The organism is Morganella morganii (assembly GCF_019242955.1).
Taxonomy (GTDB): domain Bacteria; phylum Pseudomonadota; class Gammaproteobacteria; order Enterobacterales; family Enterobacteriaceae; genus Morganella; species Morganella sibonii.
This window is the reverse complement of the sequence record NZ_CP066129.1, coordinates 3705354-3727287: the sequence shown is the minus strand read 5'-3', so window position 1 is coordinate 3727287 and position 21934 is coordinate 3705354. Positions and strand designations below refer to the sequence as shown.

Annotated in this window: 8 protein-coding genes; all 8 read left to right on the top strand. The window is 49.7% G+C overall.

The features are described 5' to 3' along the window. The first annotated feature begins 103 nt into the window (after positions 1 to 103). The 8 genes from narL (at position 104) to JC793_RS17395 (ending at position 21566) form a co-directional block, all read left to right on the top strand. On the top strand, positions 104 to 700 hold the full coding sequence (narL, locus tag JC793_RS17430) for a two-component system response regulator NarL (RefSeq protein ID WP_046895278.1): 597 nt from the start codon (positions 104 to 106) through the stop codon (positions 698 to 700). A 45-nt stretch (positions 701 to 745) separates the two neighbouring features. Then, complete coding sequence (locus JC793_RS17425; protein WP_218426846.1) at positions 746 to 1483, top strand: glycerophosphodiester phosphodiesterase family protein; 738 nt, start codon at positions 746 to 748, stop codon at positions 1481 to 1483. A gap of 685 nt (positions 1484 to 2168) precedes the next feature. Beyond that, positions 2169 to 2462, top strand: coding sequence for a helix-turn-helix domain-containing protein (locus tag JC793_RS17420; RefSeq protein ID WP_046895252.1), 294 nt, complete (start codon positions 2169 to 2171; stop codon positions 2460 to 2462). A gap of 193 nt (positions 2463 to 2655) precedes the next feature. Next, positions 2656 to 3129: a YuaE family lipoprotein gene (locus JC793_RS17415; protein ID WP_243846909.1), complete on the top strand. Its 474-nt coding sequence runs from the start codon at positions 2656 to 2658 to the stop codon at positions 3127 to 3129. 116 nt (positions 3130 to 3245) lie between these two features. Next, positions 3246 to 5942: an inverse autotransporter beta domain-containing protein gene (locus JC793_RS17410; RefSeq protein ID WP_218426844.1), complete on the top strand. Its 2697-nt coding sequence runs from the start codon at positions 3246 to 3248 to the stop codon at positions 5940 to 5942. Beyond that, on the top strand, positions 5896 to 9750 hold the full coding sequence (locus JC793_RS17405; protein ID WP_218426842.1) for an invasin domain 3-containing protein: 3855 nt from the start codon (positions 5896 to 5898) through the stop codon (positions 9748 to 9750). The genes JC793_RS17410 and JC793_RS17405 overlap by 47 nt, the downstream gene beginning before the upstream one ends. A 68-nt stretch (positions 9751 to 9818) precedes the next feature. Further along, a complete protein-coding gene (locus tag JC793_RS17400; RefSeq protein ID WP_166708685.1) occupies positions 9819 to 10787 on the top strand; it encodes a heme utilization protein in 969 nt (322 codons plus the stop codon). Between the two features lie 825 nt (positions 10788 to 11612). Further along, entirely contained in the window at positions 11613 to 21566 is a 9954-nt protein-coding gene (locus JC793_RS17395; RefSeq protein ID WP_218426840.1) for an invasin domain 3-containing protein, read from the top strand. Positions 21567 to 21934 lie beyond the last annotated feature (368 nt).

Sequence of the window (21934 nt, the reverse complement as noted above, 5' to 3'; positions counted from 1 at the left end):
GACGAACAGAATACTTTCTGCCGGAGAGATTATACTCAGTGATCCGGATGAAGCCGCTGATCCGGCCTCTCCCTCCACGATCCTGCTGATAGATGATCATCCGATGCTGCGTAACGGTGTCAGGCAGTTAATCAGCATGGAGCCGTCACTGATGGTGGCCGGTGAAGCGGGGAATGGCCGTGACGGCATTGCGCTGGCGGAATCACTCGACCCGGATCTGATTTTACTGGATCTGAATATGCCGGAAATGAACGGTTTTGAAACCCTGGATATTTTGCGGCGCAAACCGCTGTCCGGCCGGGTGGTGGTATTCAGTGTGTCCAACTACCGGGAAGACCTGATTACGGCACTGCGCCGGGGGGCGGACGGCTATCTGCTCAAAGATATGGAGCCGGAAGAGCTGCTGGTGGCACTGCGCCAGGCGGCTGCGGGTAAAATGGTGGTCTCCCCGGCACTGACCGAAGTACTGGCAGGCGCGCTGCGTGAAGTGCGCAGTGATGATGAACCGGATATCAATGCACTGACTCCGCGTGAGCGCGATATACTGAAATTGATCGCTCAGGGGCAGCCGAATAAAATGATCGCCCGCAAACTGGACATCACCGAAAGCACTGTAAAAGTGCATGTGAAAAACCTGATGAAAAAGATGAAGGTAAAATCGCGGGTGGAAGCAGCGGTCTGGGTATTACAGAACAAATAATGTCCGTATGATTCTTTGACCGGCCTGTATATAAAGGAACAGATTATGATTATTGCAGCACACCGCGGCTTTGCCGCCCGCGCACCGGAAAATACCATGGCGGCATTCCGGCAGGCTGCGGAGTTTGGCTGTCTGTGGATTGAAACCGATGTTCAGCTCAGTGCTGACGGCGTACCGGTACTGATCCACGACGAAACCGTTAACCGCACCACCAACGGCAGCGGAAAAGTGACGGATCTGACCTTACGCGAACTGCGGGCACTGGATGCCGGGTTATGGGCAGGCGAAGCATACCGGGGCGAAAAAATTCCGCTGCTGACGGATCTGCTGGCGCTGGCGGAGGGATCCGGGCTGCATCTGAACCTGGAGCTGAAAACAGAGCTCACAGACAGTGACCACGCGATTGCGCAGTTGTGTGAAGCCACAGCGGCCGTTCTTGAAATGCAGAATTTCCCCGCAGAGCGGATTTTGTTTTCCGGCTTTGATACCCGCACACTGCGGTATATGCACAAACGGATGCCGCACATCCGGCGCGGACAACTCTGGGAAAAGATCCCGCCTCAGCCCCTGACGCTGCTTCAGGAGATTGACGCGTTCAGCGTACACTGTGACTGGCTGTTTCTGCGGGAAGACACGGCAAAATCGCTGAGAAAAGCCGGTTATCAGGTTTTTTGCTATACACCGAATTATCCGGAACTGGTTGCGCATTTTGCGGACTGGGGTGTGGGGATGCTGATAACCGATAACCCTGCAATATACAGGGACGAAAATCGTTTTTCTTAATGCTATATTGCATCCGTATTACACCGACCTCTTCCGACAGGCCGGTGTTTTTATTTAACTGTCATAAAATACAAGTTATTGGAGTTATATTTAATAAATCATAATAAAATTCTTTTTATTATTATCAGATGAACAAAAAGAGGATAAAAACTGTAACAAAGTGATACAGGTTTAATCATACGGGGAGTTATCTCAAATATCCTTTTTCCCGCGCCATCATTACCCATCCTGTTTGTTTTTATATAATAACCTGAAATTACATGGTTATTTCACCCATTATTACTATTTATGGTTACTCACAGATAGATTTCACCAATTGTTCTTAAGGTAACGAAAGAAGAATGATTATTTGCATGACTGCTCAGGATTCACTTATTCTTTACCCGATCTGATAGTGATGATTTATCGGTATTATTTTGTTATCAGCGATCTTATTACTGCTGAATAATGGTGATTAAACTCACTTAACTTGTATTTGGCTAAATAATATCAGATGAAAATAAAAGCAGTGGCTGGCTTCTTTTCCGATAAAGGATGCAGTAATTAACAGGGATCGTTACCTTTCCGGTCTGATTCTCCGGTGAATATAGTGCGTAATAACAGGATTTTTATGTTTATTACTGTCGTTAATTATTCCGGATAAACCTAAAAGGAGTTAAATATCCCGAGTAAATCAGGTTTTGCTATGTGTGATAATAATATATCTCTATTGAAAGAAGTTGGTTTTTTTTTAAAAAGAAGGCGAAAAAGTCAGGGATTAACAGGCTCGGAAGTAGCTGAAAAACTGAATATCAGCCAGCAGCAGATATCCCGCTATGAACGCGGGCTGTCGGTGCTCAGTCCGGATGTCATGCTCAGATACTGTGCGGCGCTGGGAATGACGGAGCGCGAGATCAGCGAACTTTTCTCCATTATCAGCACTCACTATCAGTCTGTTATTTCCGGAGAGGAAAATACAGATGACACTGATAATCCGTAATGCTGACTATCCAACTGTTATGACTCTCCCTTTACTCGTGTATTTAATATCACCAACCTTTTTCTGTCTGATGACATCTGAATACTGTTAATAATATGTTGCATTAACTTCATATCATCGGCAGTCAGGTGTTTTTATTAAACCTGTAATTTCTCTCTGTAAGAGTTAATTTTATAAATAGGAATGAATGAAAATGATGATTAACAAAAAAGCACTCGTTGTAGCCGGTCTTTCACTGGTTATTTCTGCCTGCTCAACATCACCGGTAAAGAAAAATACGGCTGCAGTTAAAAATCCGCCGGTAAAACAGCAAACCCGTTCTGCTACTCCTAATGTGACCGGTAATAACGCGGCACAGGCGTATGTGGGCAGCAAACAATTAGCATCACAGGGAATTGTTATTGCATCCACCAATAATGCGTGTGTTGACGGATTCAATTTCCTTAAGGGTGTCAATCAGACTGAGTTTAATGATTTCTCATCAAGCTACGGACGTATTAATCAGAACTACACCTTCTTAAATGTCAATAAAGAGATTATGGATAAAGACTCCCGTGAAGTGTTATCCATGACACTGAATAAAAAACTGGACACCTTATGTACTAAAGTTCAGTACGCAGGTTTCATTGGTGTGAAGGATAAAATAAAAGCACTTTCTGATATTTAATTTTTCTGAATTTTTAATCTCATTTCGGGGATGTATTCATGCCTGTTACTTCGTATTACTCAAAAACAAAGAGGGTAACGGCATATCTGTTGCTCTTTTTGCAGTTATTTTTTCCGGTGTCGACGGCAACATTATCTGTTGCCTACGCGGCAGAGCAAAATGACGCATTAGTGATGTCAGAAACGTTTGACGGACTTAATGCACTGATGGATACATCCCCGGAACCGCCTCCGCAACCGCAGGGCGGGAAAACAGCTTCCGGCAGTACGTTCAGCGGTGAGGGATTTACCGTTGAAATGCCGTCCGGCAGTGAATACGGCGTAATGCCGGCTGGTTCAGACAGTGGTTTTATCTCCGGACAGAACGGTATGCCGTTCCCGATGAGTGTCAGCACACTGCCGGACCCGGCAAATCCTGCTCCGCGCGATAACACCGTGCGGACAGATGATGTCTTCAGTGCGTTGCCGACTCTCGGTCTGCCGGATACCTCTCCGGAAGATGATGCGAAGCAGAATGAATCCCGCTGGGCGGGCAACGCCTCACAGGCGGGGCAGATCCTCTCCAGTGATGATGCGGTTGACGCGTCTATCGGTTACGTACGCGGTATCGGTGAAAACCTGCTCAATCAGCAGGTCAATGACTGGCTGAACCAGGTGGGCCATGCCCGCATTCAGTTCGGCAGTAATAAAACCGGTGATGCGGATGTCCTGGTGCCGTTAATTGATAATCCGAACAGCCTGCTGTTTTCACAGATCGGGCTTCGTGCCAATGAAGAACGCACCACCACCAACCTCGGTCTGGGCTATCGTCAGTATGAAGACGGCTGGATGTGGGGGGTGAACAGCTTTTATGATTATGATATCACCGGCAGTAACTCACGGGTCGGTGTCGGTGGTGAATTATGGGCTGATTACCTGAAGCTTGCTGCCAACGGCTACTTCAGGGTAACAGACTGGCACCAGTCAAAACTGCATGAAATGCGCGATTATGATGAACGCCCGGCGAACGGGTTTGATATCCGCGCGGAGGGCTATCTGCCTGATTATCCGCAGTTAGGTGCATTTGCAAAATATGAACAGTACTTCGGCGACGGCATCAGCCTGGCCAGTACCACCTCTTCCGGTGAACTGAAAAGTAACCCGTCGGTCTCCACCATCGGGCTCAGTTACACCCCGTTCCCGCTGATCACGTTTAAAGGTCAGACATCCCGCGGTGATTCCAATGACAGCCAGGTCGGTATGGAGCTTTCCTACCGTTTCGGCGTACCGTTATCACAGCAGCTGGATACCGACAATGTTGACCTGATGCGCAACCTGGCGGGTAACCGTTACGACTTTGTCGACAGAAACTACAACATTGTGATGCAGTACCGTAAGCAGGAACTGCTGCGGATTGCACTGCCGCCTGCACTGCGCGGCGAAGCAGCACAGACACTGCCGGTGACGGTCAGTGTGCTGAAAGCCAAATACGGTCTGAAATCACTGCGCTGGTCAGCACCTGAACTGCTGGCAAACGGTGGTGAGATCAAACAGACCGGGCTGACCACGGCGGATATTACTCTGCCTGCTTATATGTTTGCTAACCGCAGCGGAGAACCTCAGGGCTACCGTGTGACCGCTGTCGGTGAAGATAACGAGGGCAACCCGTCCAATACCGCAGAAATGTGGGTGAATGTGATCCCGTCTGTGGAAACCATCACCAAGCTGACTGTTACACCGAATCAGTCACTGGTGGCGAATAACCGTGATCAGTTTACAGCGGTGGCGCTGTTACAGAATGACAAGGGCGAAGTGCTGGCGAATAAAGCCGTCACTTTCAGTGTTTCCGGCCTGAAAAATCCGGAAGGCGTGACAATTTATGATGCGGACGGTAACAACGGCCGGACCCTGACCGTGATCTCCGGGCCTGACGGCACGGCGACCGTTAAAATCATCAGTAAATCTGCCGGTAAAGCGCAGTTGCAGGCGAAGATGCGTAACGGTAACAGCCGTACGGAATCGATCATTTATATTGCGGATCTCAGTACCGCAAAAATCAAAACGCTTGAGTTAACTAATAACAAAGCAGTGGCTGACGGCCAGGCAAAAAATATCGCCGTGGCAACGGTGACTGACCAGTTCGATAACCAGGTGGAAAACTTCCCGTTAACCGCCAGAGCGGATAACGGTGCAGCAGTCGCTGATCCGAACCAGCAGACTGATGATAACGGCCAGGTCACTGTCCGCTTCAGCAGTGAGACTGCCGGGGATTCAAAACTGGTGGTTGAAGGTACGGGCACGTCGAAGAGTGTGACCTCGCAGTTTGTCGCTGATATGAGTACCGCAGAAATTCACAGTGTAACCACTGAAACTGACGGTGCGGTGGCAAACGGACAGGCGAAGAACAGCGTACTGGTGACTGTGACAGATAACCGCAATAACCCGCTGGCGGGTGCACCGGTGACTATCAGCGTACCGGGAACCGCCCGTTATCAGACTCAGCCGGCAAGCGGAATGACAGATAACCAGGGTCGTCTGCGTGTTTATATCACGAACACCAAAGCCGGTTCTGATGACTATACCTTCAGCATCAATAACAGCAGTGTCACCAAACAGTTGTTGTTTAAACCGGATGAATCTACGGCCTCCATCACTGACTCACAACTGAAAATCGTGACTGATGGTCAGAAAGCAGACGGTACATCGGCAAACCGGGTACAGGCGACTGTCACGGATGCTTATGGTAACCGCATTCCGGGCTATACCGTACAGTTCATCACGGATAACAATGCACAGCCGTTCGCAGTCTCAGCTGACGACGGACAGCAACGGTGAAACCCTCTTTGACCTGACGAATACCAAAGCCGGGAAAACGAAGGTTATCGTGCAGGTTAACAATAAACAGGCATCCGCAACGGTGACATTTACGGCTGACAGCACCACAGCAAGAATTGCGGATATGACGGTTACGGCGGATAACCGTCCGGCGAACGGTGACGCACAGAACGCTGTGGAAGTTACTGTCACGGATCTTTCCGGTAACGTTGTACCGTATGTGGCTGTCCTTTTCACCACAGATAACAGTGCACAGCCTGCATCACAGTCACTGATGACGGATGAGAACGGTAAAATCGTATTCAGCCTGACCAATACCGTGGCAACGCAGGTCAATGTGACTGCCAAAGTGAACAACAGTGATATGAGTGCGGTGGTGACGTTTAAGGCCGATACCACCAATCCGGATGCCGGTAAATCCTTGCTGTCGGCTGAACCGATGGTCATTGTGGCAGATGGTCATACTGAGTCGGCACTGACATTTATCCTGAAAGATAAATTCGGAAACAATATCCCTTCTCAGGACGTGAAGTTTAAATCTGACCTTACTGACAGCAACCTGAGTACAACAACGGAAAATCCGGACGGAACTTACAGTGCAACACTGACGGGAACCAAAGCCGGTAATGCCAAAATCACGATTGTACTTAACGGAAAAGCGTTCGCTGTTGCGCCGGTTACCGTAAAACTGACCGCTGACAGCACGAATCCGGATGGCAGCAAATCAGAACTGAGCGCCGCGCCTGCAACGATTGTGGCGAATAATTCACAGCAATCGGCACTCAAACTGATCCTGCGGGATGCGAACAATAACCTGATCTCCGGACAAACGGTGATATTTACCACCGTACTTAACGGTGTGACTATCTCCGGAACGGCAGAGGATCAGGATGGTATTTATACCTCATCCCTGAAAGGTACTGTTGCCGGTACGGCACCGGTTAAGGTCTCTGTCAACGGCACAGAACTGGCGGTAAATGCAGTGAGTGTGGAGCTGACAGCCGACAGTTCAAAACCGGACAGCGGTAAGTCACTTCTGGAAGCCGCACCTGCGACCATCGTGGCTGATAATACCAAGGAATCAGTACTCAAACTGACACTGCGTGATGTCAACGGTAACCTGATTCCGGGACAGACGGTTCTGTTCAACGCGGATCTGGGCGGTACGGCTATCAGTGGTACGTCTGAAGATTCTGCGGGTATCTACACCGCAGCACTGAAAGGCACCAAAGCCGGCGATGCGCATATCACCGTTACACTGAACGGTAATGCATTCAGCGTGGCGGGAACCACAGTCACACTGACCGCAGACAGCACGAATCCGGACAACGGTAAGTCTGAGCTGACAGCAACACCGGACACGATTGTTGCGGACGGCACTGACAAATCGGTACTGAAACTGATCCTGCGTGACGCCAACGACAACCTGATCACCGGACAGAATGTGGTATTCATTGCAACCCCGGGGAATGTTTCTGTCAGCGCGGCAGCAGAGAACAGCAGCGGTACTTACACTGCTGACCTGAAAGGCACCACCGCAGGTACGGTAGCGGTGAAGGTCACCGTCAATGGCACGGAGCTGCCGGCAACATCGGTGAATGTGACACTCACCGGTGATAAAAACCATCCTGATATCAGTAAATCAGAACTGACGGCATTACCGGATACGATTGTGGCTGACGGCAAAGATGGTTCTGCGCTGAAACTCATCCTGCGTGACGTTAACGGTAACCTGATCACCGGCCAGACTGTATTGTTCAGTACGGCACTGGGAAATACGGCAATAACGGACAATGCGGAAGCGCAGGGCGGTACTTATACCGCGACACTGAAAGGCACCACGGCCGGTACAGCCACCATTAAAGTCAGTTTAAATGGTACTGAACTGGCGGGTATGACCAAAGATGTGACGCTGATTGGTGATAAGACTAACCCTGATATCACTAAATCTGAACTGACAGCAACACCGGATACGATTGTGGCTGACGGTCAGGAAGGATCAGCACTGAAGCTTATCCTGCGTGACGCCAACGGTAACCTGATCACCGGCCAGACCGTATTGTTCAGCACGGCACTGGGAAATACCGCAATAACGGACAACGCGGAAGCGCAGGGCGGTACCTATACCGCGACGCTGAAAGGAACAACGGCCGGTACGGCAACCATCAAAGTCAGCTTAAACGGGACTGAACTGGCAGGTATTACCACCGATGTGACACTGATTGGTGATAAGACTAAACCGGACAGCACAAAATCTGAGCTGACCGCATTACCTGACCAGATTGTGGCTGATGGCAAGGAAGGCTCTGTACTGAAACTGACCCTGCGCGATGTCAATAACAACCTGCTGCCGGGCCAGACCGTGGAGTTCATTACTGCGCTGGGAAATACGGCAATAACGGACAATGACGAACCTCAGGATGGCGTTTATACCGCGACGCTGAAAGGCACAACGGCCGGTACAGCAACGATCAAAGTGAAGGTAAACGGTACTGAACTGACGGGTATTACCACTGATGTAACGCTGATTGGTGATAAAAATAATCCGGATGCAACTAAATCCGTACTGACTGCACTGCCTGATACGATTGTGGCTAATGGTACCGCTGAATCGGAACTGAAACTGGTTCTGCGGGATATCAACGGTAACCTGATCACCGGCCAGGTAGTCAGTTTCGAATCAACGCTGGAAAATACCACGGCCGGCAGTACATCTGAAAATACCGGCGGGACGTATACCGCCAGCCTGACAGGGACGACATCCGGTAAGACAACGATCAGTGTGACGGTCAACGGTGCTGCACTTGCAGTCACTGCGGCAGAGGTTACGCTGACGGCAGATAAGGATCATCCTGACAGCGGCAAGTCAGAGCTGACGGCGGAACCGGATACGATTGTGGCAAATGACACGGATGAATCAGTACTGAAACTGACTCTGAAAGATGCCAACGGTAACCTGATCTCCGGACAGACAGTTGAGCTCAAAACAGCGCTGGAAAATACGGTGATTACCATGACGCCGGGAGATCAGAACGGTGTCTATACCGGAACCCTGAAAGGCACAAAAGCCGGAACGGCGACGGTCACTGTGACGGTTAACGGAACGGAACTGGCGGGGCTGACCAAAGATGTCACACTGACCGGAGATAAGAACAATCCGGACAGCGGTAAATCAGAACTGGTGGTAACACCGGAGACGATTACAGCCAATGATACAGAAACGTCAGCACTGAAACTGGTTCTGCGCGATGTTAACAACAACCTGATCACCGGACAGACTGTTGAGTTCAGCACTGCGTTAGCCAATACCACTATCACCGGTGAACCGGAATCCCCGCAGGGTACGTACAATGCTGCGCTGAAAGGAAAAACAGCCGGTAATGCGGAGATCAAAGTGAAAGTGAATGGTGCAGATTTCGGCATTGCATCAAAAACAGTGAAACTGGTTGCGGATAAGAGTACGGCAAAAATGGTTATCACGAATTTAAATCAGGATAAACATGCGGTTGCCGATACGGTATCGGTCAATAATTTAGAGATAAAAATTGTTGATGCAAATGATAACCCGATTAGTGGCGTGAACATCAAAGTCACAGAAAAAACACAGCCTGCAATGGTGATGATAGACAATGCGGAAGGTGTTACCGGTGCGGACGGGGTATTTAAACCGGGCGTCAGAAGTAAAATTCAGAATGTCAGTTTATCTGTATCGGCAAAAGATACAGACGGCGTCGACATTAATGAAGATTATGCACTGATATTTGACCTGGTGAAATTCACTCTGAAGTCAGCCATCGTAACCAATTAATCCGTTACTGAATTGCCGGTATCACTATTATACCGGCAATTCAGCTCTGTTTTTATAAGGGTAATGCAATGAAAAATAAAATAATTGCCATGGCATTGATTGTGTTGTCGGGCAATGCGTATTCACATTATCAGGTCGAGAATGTAAAAACGACCACAAGAATATTTTCATTTGAATTGGTACACAAGTATCTGAGTGGTCATGAAACTCATCCTAATACATGTAAAAAAAACTACGCAAATAACATACTGGAATCCTGTACGCTGAATTATAAAGTGACATCCGGCGGTAATAATAAAGTGATTAAAACCGGCTTTGTTAATTTGCGGGGAAACGGCAGTTTTGATCAGGAACTGATGAATGCCGCGACACATTATGATGCATTACGGGTGGCAGAGGCTCATGGTGTTGATTTAACTCAGCTTGTTGAGATTCCGCGAGAAGATATTACGTCACTGACCGGCGGCAACAACCGATATACAGTTGATACGTCATCGGCGGGTCGCGTGTGTAATGCAGATTCTCCGGCAACATGTAAGGATGGTTCAGGTACTGGTTATACCAATAACACATTAAATTTCACGACAATGACAGATTTACAGGTCGCCTGTGAATTCACCAGTAAGGATGTATCCGTGAAAACATCATTGTCCGAGGATAACCTGTATTTATATGACGGCGCTGCCAATCAGAAAATACTGTCCTATAACTATGATGTGGATAATGTGTCGGTTGACTGTGTTAACTGGCTTTCAACCGCAATATCAAAAGATGTCACACTGAAGTATGAGGTTCTGGAAAAAACAGCGGCTGACGGCGACACTCAGCTGACCTGCAAATTATTTGGTAACAATACCGGAACAACATCACCGTCATCGTCAACGAATAAGATCACTATTTCAGGATTTTCGACAAAAGATGAGACGTTTAAAATTCCGGAAGCATTTCTGGGCTTTTATGTCTCTTCACCTTCAGGGAGTGCGCAAACGTCGGTTTCATTCGATTGTAAATTCCCGTTATCAACAGAGATAAAATAATAGCCCTGACTGAATCAGTGCAATAATTCATCTGTACGGACGGACACTAAATGAGTGTCACTGTATTAGTGCTCGTCCGTATCAGACAATAGTGTTTTCCTTTCCATTCCCCTCGCGCAGTCATTTGTTAACTAAATCTCCTTTAGTTGGTATTTTCTGATTTTTATATTTTAATAAAGTGAATGTGTAACTCAAATAATAAGTAATGATAATTTTATCAATTATTTAATGATGAAATTTGCTGTGATGATTGTTATATTTAATTTATTTTGTAAAAAATAGTTAAATAAAAATCCATTGAGTGAGTAATTTACGGTGTTTCAGGTTTGGTTTTAAGTTAAGCGATTGATTTGTTTTTATTTTTGTTGGTTTTTGACCTGTTTCTGAGCTCTGTATATACTGTGTGATAATGTAAAAGTATGTCTTGTTCTTTACTTTCTGTGATGTGCGTGTAACTCAAATAATAAGTATTAAAGTTAATTGCTGATATTAAATTCGGCAAGGAAATTTTATTATTTTCTGCTGCCTTTTACAGGCGGAGGATATATGTATTTGTACCGCGATGACGTCCGGATTGAATAGCGTAACAAGAAATAAATACTCCCGTGATATGTAAACATTCAGTGAGAGTAAAAATAACATATTTTTATAACGTATCCGGTAATTGGATTTATTAGCGGAAATAATGGAAGACGTATCTTTTGATAATTAATTTATGGCTTTAATCTTACTTTCGGGGATGTATTCATGCCTGTGACTTCGTATTACTCAAAAACAAAAAGAGTAACAGCCTATCTGTTGCTCTTTTTGCAGTTATTTTTTCCGGTGTCGACGGCAACATTATCTGTTGCCTATGCGGCAGAGCAAAATGATGCATTAGTAATGTCAGAAACGTTTGACGGACTTAATGCACTGATGGGTACATCTCCGGGGGCGACTCCGCCTCTGCAGCCACAGAGCGGAAAACCAGCTTCCGGCAGTACGCTGAGCGGTGAGGGATTTACCGTTGAAATGCCGTCCGGCAGTGAATACGGCGTAATGCCGGCCGGTTCAGACAGTGGTTTTATCTCCGGACAGAACGGTATGCCGTTCCCGATGGGTGTAAGCACACTGCCGGACCCGGCAAACCCTGCACCACGCGATAATACGGTGCGGACTGACGATATCTTCAGTGCGTTGCCGACCCTGGGTCTGCCGGATATTTCTCCGGAAGATGAAGCGGCGCAGAATGAATCCCGCTGGGCGGGTAACGCCTCACAGGCGGGGCAGATCCTCTCCAGTGATGATGCGGTGGATGCATCCCTCGGTTATGTGCGCGGTATCGGTGAAAACCTGCTTAATCAGCAGGTCAATGACTGGCTGAACCAGGTGGGTCATGCCCGCATTCAGTTCGGCAGCAACAAAACCGGTGATGCGGATGTCCTGGTTCCGCTGATTGATAATCCGAACAGCCTGCTGTTTTCACAGATCGGGCTTCGTGCCAATGAAGAACGCACCACCACCAACCTCGGTCTGGGCTATCGTCAGTATGAAGACGGCTGGATGTGGGGCGTGAACAGCTTTTATGATTACGATATCACCGGCAGTAACTCGCGGGTCGGTGTCGGTGGTGAATTATGGGCCAACTACCTGAAGTTTGCGGCCAACGGCTACTTCAGAGTAACAGACTGGCACCAGTCAAAACTGCATGAAATGCGCGATTACGACGAACGCCCGGCGAACGGGTTTGATATCCGCGCAGAGGGCTATCTGCCTGATTATCCGCAGTTAGGTGCATTTGCAAAATATGAACAGTACTTCGGCGACGGCATCAGCCTGGCCAGTACCACCTCTTCCGGTGAACTGAAAAATAACCCGTCGGTCTCCACCATCGGGCTCAGTTATACCCCGTTCCCGCTGATCACGTTTAAAGGTCAGACATCCCGCGGTGATTCCAATGACAGCCAGATTGGTATGGAGCTTTCCTACCGTTTCGGCGTGCCGCTGTCACAGCAGCTGGATACCGACAATGTTGATCTGATGCGTAACCTGGCGGGTAACCGTTACGATTTCGTCGACAGAAATTACAACATCGTGATGCAGTACCGTAAGCAGGAACTGCTGCGGATTGCACTGCCGCCGGCACTCAACGGTGAAGCGGCACAGACACTGCCGGTGACGGTCAGTGTGCTGAAAGCCAAATACGGTCTGAAATCACTGCGCTGGTCAGCGCCTGAACTGCTGGCAAACGGCGGTGAGATCAAACAGACCGGGCTGACCACGGCGGATATTACCCTGCCGGAATATATCTTTATGGATCGCAACGGCGGGCCGCAGGGCTACCGTGTGACCGCTGTCGGTGAAGATAACGAGGGTAACCCGTCTAACACCGCAGAAATGTGGGTGAATGTGATCCCGTCTGTGGAAACCATCACTAAGCTGACCGTGACGCCAAATCAGTCACTAATCGCTAATAACAGCGACCAGTTCACTGCGGTTGCCCTGTTACAGAATGACAAGGGTGAAGTGCTGGCGAATAAAGCCGTCACGTTCAGTGTTTCCGGGCTGAAAAATCCGGAAGGCGTGACCATTTATGACGCAGACGGCAACAGCGGCCAGACCCTGACCGTGATCTCCGGGCCGGACGGCACGGCGACCGTGAAAATTATCAGTAAATCCGCAGGTAAAGGATTGCTGAAAGCCAAGATGCGTAACGGTAACAGCCGTACGGAATCGATCGTCTATATTGCGGATCTCAGTACCGCAAAAATTAAAACGCTTGAATTAACCAATAACAAAGCAGTGGCTGACGGCCAGGCGAAGAACATCGCCGTGGCAACGGTGACTGACCAGTTCGATAACCAGGTGGAAAACTTCCCGTTAACCGCCAGAGCGGATAACGGCGCAACAGTCACCGATCCGAACCAGCAGACTGATGATAACGGCCAGGCCACTATCCGTTTCAGCAGTGAAACGGCAGGGGATTCCAAACTGGTGGTTGAAGGTACGGGTACCTCGAAGAGTGTGACCTCGCAGTTTGTCGCCGATATCAGTACCGCGAAGATCCAGAGCGCAGTCGTGACTCAGGATGGTGCGAAAGCCGACGGTAAAGCGAAAAACGAGGTTCTGGTGACTGTCACTGACAGCCGCAATAACCCGTTAGCCGGTGCGCCGGTAACTATCAAAGTACCGGGAACCGCACGCTATCAGACCCAGCCTGTCAGCGGTCTGACAGACAGCCGTGGTCAGGTGCGTATCAGTATCAGCAATACCAAAGCCGGTTCTGATAACTATACCTTCAGCATTAACGGCGATGATGCGGTACGCGCACTGAAATTTGTGGCGGATGAAACCACAGCAACCATTACGGATGCAAGCCTGGTTATCGTCACCAATAATCAGAAAGCGGATGGTGCGGCAGCAAACAGTGTGAAAGCCACTATTGTCGATGCCTACAATAACCCGGTTCCGGGAATTGCCGTGAAGTTTGTCGCTGATCACGGTGCACTTCCGTCTCAGATGCTGATCAATACGGATGCTGACGGTAATGCACTGTTTGAACTGACTAACACCCGTGCGGGTAACACCAGCGTTATTGCACAGGTCAATACTAAATTCGCATCAAAAACCGTGATGTTTACAGCAGACAGCACGACAGCGGAAATTCTGGCATCAAATCTCACGATCACCGCAGATAACAGTGCGGCTGATGGTACATCCGTCAACAGCGTGAAAGCGATTGTCACTGATGCACAGGGTAACGTTGTGCCGTATGTGGCCGTTCTTTTCACCGCTGACAACGGCGCGTCTCCGACTTCACAGTCTCTGCTGACCAATGAGCAGGGTGAAGTAACGTTCAGCATGACCAGCACCCGTGCGGCACAGGTTGCGGTTAAAGCGAAGATTAATTCCAGTGAGCCATCTGTTACTGTCACCTTTAAGGCAGACAGTGCGAACCCTGATGCTCAGAAATCCTCGCTGACAGCCGATCCGGTGACGATCGTGGCAGATGGTCAGACAACATCAACGCTGCATTTCATCTTAAAAGATCGTCAGGGGAACCTGATCCCGGGTCAGACCGTGGTCTTCGGAACCACGCTGGCGGGAACCACGGTGAGCGGTACTACCGAAAATCCGGATGGTACTTACACGGCGACGCTGAAAGGTGTTAAAGCCGGGGATGCGAAAGTCAGCATCACGCTGAACGGAAAAGCATTCGCGGTCACACCGGTCACCGTAAAACTGACGGCGGATAATGGTAATCTGAGTGGTGATAAATCAGAACTGACTGCTGTTCCTGACACGATTGTGGCTGATGGCAAGACGTCCTCAACGCTGACTCTGAGCCTGAAAGACGCGAACGATAATGCCGTGAGCGGCCAGACGGTGGTATTCAGCAGCGCCCTGGCGGATACCGTGTTCAGTACGGTGAGAGATAATGCGGACGGTACTTATACTGCCACTCTGAAAGGTACTAAAGCCGGAACCGCAAAAATCAAAGTCACCGTGAATAATGCCGTGCTGGCCGTGACTGAGGTGAGTGTAAAACTGACCGCAGACACCAGTAAGCTGGATAAGGATAAATCTTCACTGACAGCAGTACCTGACACCATCGTGGCAGACGGTAATACGACATCTGCAATAACGCTGACGCTGCGGGATGTGAATAACAACCCGGTTGCGGGGCAGACTGCACTGTTCACTACCGGCCTGCAAGGCACGACCTTCGGTACGGTAACGGATAATCAGGACGGTACCTATACCGCGACCCTGAAAGGAACCAAATCCGGTAATGCACAAATCAGCGTCACGCTGAACGGCAAGGCTTTTGCCGTCGCGCCTGTGACAGTGAAACTGACGCCGGACAGCAGCAATCTGGATAAAGATAAATCCTCGCTGACCGCAGTGCCGCTGAGCATCGTGGCAAACGACTCCACAACGTCAGCGCTGACGCTGACGCTGAAAGATGCCAACGACAACCCGGTCCCCGGACAGACGGTGCTGTTCAGTACCGGTCTGACCGGTACCACATTCAGCGGAGTAACGGATAATCAGGATGGTACGTATACCGCAACACTGAAAGGCAAAACCGCCGGTGATGCGGCACTGAAAGTGACCGTGAATGGTGCTGTGCTGGCCGTTGCCCCGGTGACGGTAAAACTGACCGCGGACAGCGGTAATCTGGATAAGGATAAATCTGTCCTGGAAGCATCTCCGCTGAGCATCGTGGCAAACGACACCACGACGTCCGCGCTGAAGCTGACACTGAGGGATGTCAACGGTAACCTGGTGTCCGGACAGACGGTGCTGTTCAGTACCACGCTCGGCGGAACCACCTTCAGTACGGTGAAAGATAATCAGGACGGTACTTATACGGCAACGCTGAAAGGGAAAACCGCCGGTGATGCAGTAATTAAAGTCACTGTGGGGGGTAATCCGCTGGATGTCGCGCCGGTGACTGTTGCCCTGACTCCGGACAGCACAAATCTGGATAAAGACAAATCCTCGCTGACCGCAGTACCGATGACGATTGTGGCGGATGATGCATCATTATCGGATCTGAAACTGACCCTGAAAGATGTCAACGGTAACCTGGTTCCGGGACAGACGGTGCTGTTCAGTACCACGCTCGGCGGAACCACTTTCAGTACGGTGAAAGATAATCAGGACGGTACCTATACCGCAACCCTGAAAGGGAAAACCGCCGGTGATGCATTACTGAAAGTCACCGTTAACGGCACAGAACTGGCGGTTACACCGGTAACGGTGAAACTGACGGCGGACAGCGGTAATCTGGATAAAGATAAATCTGTCCTGGAAGCGGCACCACTGAGCATCGTGGCAAACGACGCCACGACGTCAACGCTGAAGCTGACACTGAGAGATGCCAACGGTAACCTGGTTTCCGGCCAGACGGTGCTGTTCAGTACGACTCTTGGCGGAACCACGTTCGGTACCGTGAAAGATAATCAGGACGGTACCTATACCGCGACACTGAAAGGGAAAACGGCCGGTGATGCAGTAATTAAAGTCACCGTGGGGGGTAATCCGCTGGATGTGGCGCCGGTGACGGTTGCCCTGACGCCGGACAGCACGAATCTGGATAAGGATAAATCCTCACTGACTGCGGTACCGCTGACGATTGTGGCAGATGATGCATCATTATCGGATCTGAAACTGATCCTGAAAGATGCCAACGGTAACCTGGTTCCGGGACAAACGGTGCTGTTCAGTACCACGCTTGGCGGAACCACCTTCAGTACAGTGAAAGATAATCAGGACGGTACCTATACCGCGACCCTGAAAGGGAAAACCGCCGGTGATGCGTTACTGAAAGTCACCGTTAACGGTACAGTACTGGCCGTTGCACCGGTCACAGTGAAACTGACCGCGGATAACGGCAATCTGGATAAAGATAAATCTGTCCTGGTTGCGACACCGCTGAGTATCGTGGCAAATAATACCACGACCTCTTCACTGACACTGACCCTGAAAGACGTCAACGGTAACCTGGTGTCCGGACAGACCGTGCAGTTCACCACCACACTGGCAGATACCACATTCAGTACGGTGAAGGATAATCAGGACGGGACGTATACCGCGACGCTGAAAGGCTCCAAATCCGGGGATGCTCCGCTGACCGTTATTGTTAACGGCACCGGACTGTCAGTTGCACCGGTGACAGTGGTTCTGACGCCGGACAGCGCCAATCCGGATAAAGATAAGTCAGTGCTGACTGCAGACCCGCTGACCATTGTGGCGGACAATACCAAGACTTCGTCACTGAAACTGACCCTGAAAGATACTTTCGGTAACCTGATTCCGGGACAGACCGTGCTGTTCAGCACCACACTGGCAGATACCACGTTCAGTACCGTGAAAGATAACCAGGACGGCACGTATACGGCGACACTGAAAGGGACCAAATCCGGTACTGCGGCACTGAAAGTGACCGTGAACGGTGCGGAACTGGCAGTGGCACCGGTGAGTGTGAAACTGACCGGGGATAAAGATCATCTGGATAAGGATAAATCCTCACTGACAGCGGCACCGCTGAGCATCGTGGCAAACAACAGCACGACCTCTTCACTGACGCTGACACTGAGAGATGTCCATGACAACCCGGTGATCGGTCAGACCGTGCTGTTCAGTACTACACTGGCCAACACGACGTTCGGTACAGTGAAGGATAATCAGGACGGGACTTATACGGCGACACTGAAAGGGAAAACTGCCGGTGATGCGTTACTGAAAGTCACTGTCAACGGTACGGAGCTGGCAGTTGCACCGGTCACGGTGAAACTGACGGCAGACAGCGGCAATCTGGATAAAGATAAATCTGTCCTGGAAGCAGCACCGCTGACTATCGTGGCAAACGACAGCACGACATCAGCGCTGAAACTGACGCTGAAAGATGTCAACGGTAACCTCGTTTCCGGACAGACCGTACTGTTCAGTACCACGCTGGCCAACACGACGTTCGGAACAGTGAAGGATAATCAGGACGGCACCTATACCGCGACGCTGAAAGGGAAAACGGCCGGTGATGCAGTGATTAAAGTCACTGTGGGCGGTAATGCGCTGAATGTGGCTCCGGTTACGGTGAAACTGACGGCTGACAGTACGAACCTGGATAAGGACAAATCCGTACTGACAGCGGTTCCGCTGAGTATTGTGGCGGATAATGCGACGGAATCCGCGCTGACACTGACGCTGAAAGATGTCAACGGTAACCTGGTGTCCGGACAGACGGTACTGTTCAGTACCACGCTCGGCGGAACCACGTTCGGAACAGTGAAAGATAATCAGGATGGTACCTATACCGCGACCCTGAAAGGGAAAACGGCCGGTGATGCAGTGATTAAAGTCACTGTGGGCGGTAATGCGCTGGCAGTTGCACCGGTAACGGTCACCCTGACCCCGGACAGCAGTAAGCTGGATAAGGATAAATCCTCGCTGATCGCTGTACCGCTGACTATCGTGGCAAACAATACTACGGAGTCCGCGCTGACGCTGACCCTGAAAGACGTCAACGGCAACCTGGTTCCGGGACAAACGGTATTGTTCAGCACCAGCCTGGCCAACACGACGTTCAGTACGGTGAAAGATAATCAGGACGGAACCTATACCGCGACTCTGAAAGGAAAAACGGCCGGTAATGCGTTACTGAAAGTGACGGTAAACAGTGCTGAACTGGCTGTGACACCGGTGACAGTGAAACTGATCGGCGACCAGGATAACCTGGACAAAGATAAGTCGGCACTGACGGCAGATCCGCTGACTATCGTGGCAAACGACAGCACGACGTCTGTGGTGAAACTGACGCTGAAAGATATCAACAATAACCCGGTGACCGGACAGACTGTATTGTTCAGCACTGAACTGGCCAATACCACGTTCGGAACAGTGAAGGATAATCAGGACGGAACCTATACTGCGACTCTGAAAGGGAAAACCGCCGGGGCTGCAGTGATTAAAGTTACTGTGGGCGGTAATGCACTGGAGGTGGCACCGGTCACGGTGAAACTGACTGCGGACAGCAGTAAGCTGGATAAGGATAAATCTGTCCTGACTGCAACACCGCTGACTATCGTGGCGGATAATGCGACAGAATCCACGCTGACACTGACGCTGAAAGACGTTAACGACAACCCGGTTTCCGGACAGACCGTGCTGTTCAGTACCGCCCTGGCCAACACCACCTTCGGAACAGTGAAGGACAATCAGGATGGTACGTATACCGCCACACTGAAAGGGAAAACCGCCGGTGATGCGTTACTGAAAGTCACCGTTAACGGTACTGTGCTGGCCGTTGCACCGGTCACAGTGAAACTGACGGCGGACAGCAGTAAGCTGGATAAGGATAAATCTGTCCTGACGGCCGATCCGCTGACTATCGTGGCAAACGACACCACGACGTCAACGCTGAAGCTGACGCTGAAAGACGTTAACGATAACCCGGTATCCGGACAGACCGTGCTGTTCAGTACCACGCTGGCCAACACCACCTTCGGAGCAGTGAAGGATAATCAGGACGGTACCTATACCGCGACCCTGAAAGGGAAAACCGCCGGTGATGCGTTACTGAAAGTCACTGTTAACGGTACGGAACTGGCCGTTGCACCGGTAACGGTGAAACTGACGGCGGACAGCAGTAAGCTGGATAAGGACAAATCTGTCCTGACAGCCGACCCGCTGACTATCGTGGCAAACGACACCACAACGTCGGCGCTGAAGCTGACGCTGAAAGACGTTAACGGCAACCTGGTTTCCGGACAGACCGTGCTGTTCAGTACCACCCTGACCAATACCACCTTCGGAGCAGTGAAGGATAATCAGGACGGTACCTATACCGCCACACTGAAAGGGAAAACCGCCGGTGATGCGTTACTGAAAGTCACCGTTAACGGTACGGAACTGGCTGTTGCACCGGTCACGGTGAAACTGACGGCGGACAGCAGTAATCTGGACAAGGACAAATCTGTCCTGACAGCCGACCCGCTGACTATCGTGGCAAACAACACCGCGACCTCGGCGCTGAAGCTGACGCTGAAAGACGTTAACGGCAACCTGGTTTCCGGACAGACCGTGCTGTTCAGTACCACCCTGGCCAACACCACCTTCGGTGCGGTGACGGATCATGGCGATGGTACCTATACAGCGACACTGAAAGGGAAAACCGCCGGCGATGCTCCGCTGACAGTGACGGTTAACGGAACAGCACTGCCGGTTGCGGGTGTAACAGTCAGCCTGACTGGTGATGCCGCAACAGCGACTATCACGAGCGTGAAGCTTAACGGTGCGCTGACACGGAAGATTGCAAACGGTACAGATTCCTTTGAATTTATTGCCGAAGTCCGTGATGCGAACAGCAACCCGGTGAGTGGTGTGACCGTTAACTGGACCAGTACGGCCGGTACTTCAGCTAAATTATCTGCGACTTCACAGCAGACCGATGCAGCGGGTAACTCGACTGTCAAACTGACCAGTACCAAGACACCGGTCTATGACATTGTGATCAGTGCTGCACAGGGAAGCCAGACGGTTAAAGCGGATAAGGAAGTTTCCTTTGAAGAGCTGTTCTCAACGTCAGTGCTGGTGATTGACGCCGTTGCAGCCGGAGATAAGCCGGTTAACGGAGCACACGTTAAGATCTTCTCGGAAGATGGAACCGAATTACTGTACGAGACGACAACGGATGCAACCGGTAAGTTTAAGGTTGACCTGGTCGGCGGGAAGTATGCCGTTAAGATCACAGCGAATAATTACGACGACTACGATGACTTTATGGTCGTGAAGAGCGGTGCGGATACCAACTTTAAGTTTGCGTTATCTCCGGCGCTGGGAACTCAGTTCGGTCGTATTATTCTTCAGTGGAGTGAAAATCCGGCAGACCTGGATTCACACTTAATGGTTCCGCGTGTCGGCGGTGGTGCACGGTACCATGTGTACTATAGTACTAAATCTCCGGCAGGTTCGGATGCATCACTGGATAAGGATGACCGTGCTGCTCCGGGTATCGAAACCATTACGATGACATCACCGCATCAGGGGACTTATACCTATTTCGTTAAAAACTTCTCTGGTCCGGATACCAGGTTATCAACAGCGAAGGTACAGATTTTCCTGAATAAGGATTTAACCCTGAAGCCGGGTACGTCGAGAATGATGAGCTTTGATGCTCCTGCCGCGAATGTACCTGTAAAAGCACAATGGATTGTATTTGATATTGTGGTGGATGCTAATAATGAGGTAGAGGTAGTACCAAAAGGAACAGTATCATCAGTTGAGCCAACTTAATAAGAAAGGTTACTATTAATCAGTAACAATAATAAAAGCCACAGACAGAAATGTCTGTGGCTTCTTTATTTTGTGATAACGATATGATTATGGTTAATTATCTTGGTGGTTATTGATTTATATGAATAATATTCTGGTTTTGTCATCTGATTTAGTATTATTTTAAGGAATAAAGTTTTAATAATATGTTGTAAGTTCGTATTCTGTTTTGTGGCAAAGGTAATAAAAAATGCTTATTTTGTAACAGAGTGCTTCAAACGTAATCGCGAGAGGAGTGGGCAGGATATTTAGGATAAATCGCATTTATCGTGTAAAAACAGTCACTTCAATTTAACTTACTGATGTAATTAGTAAATTTGACTTATTAT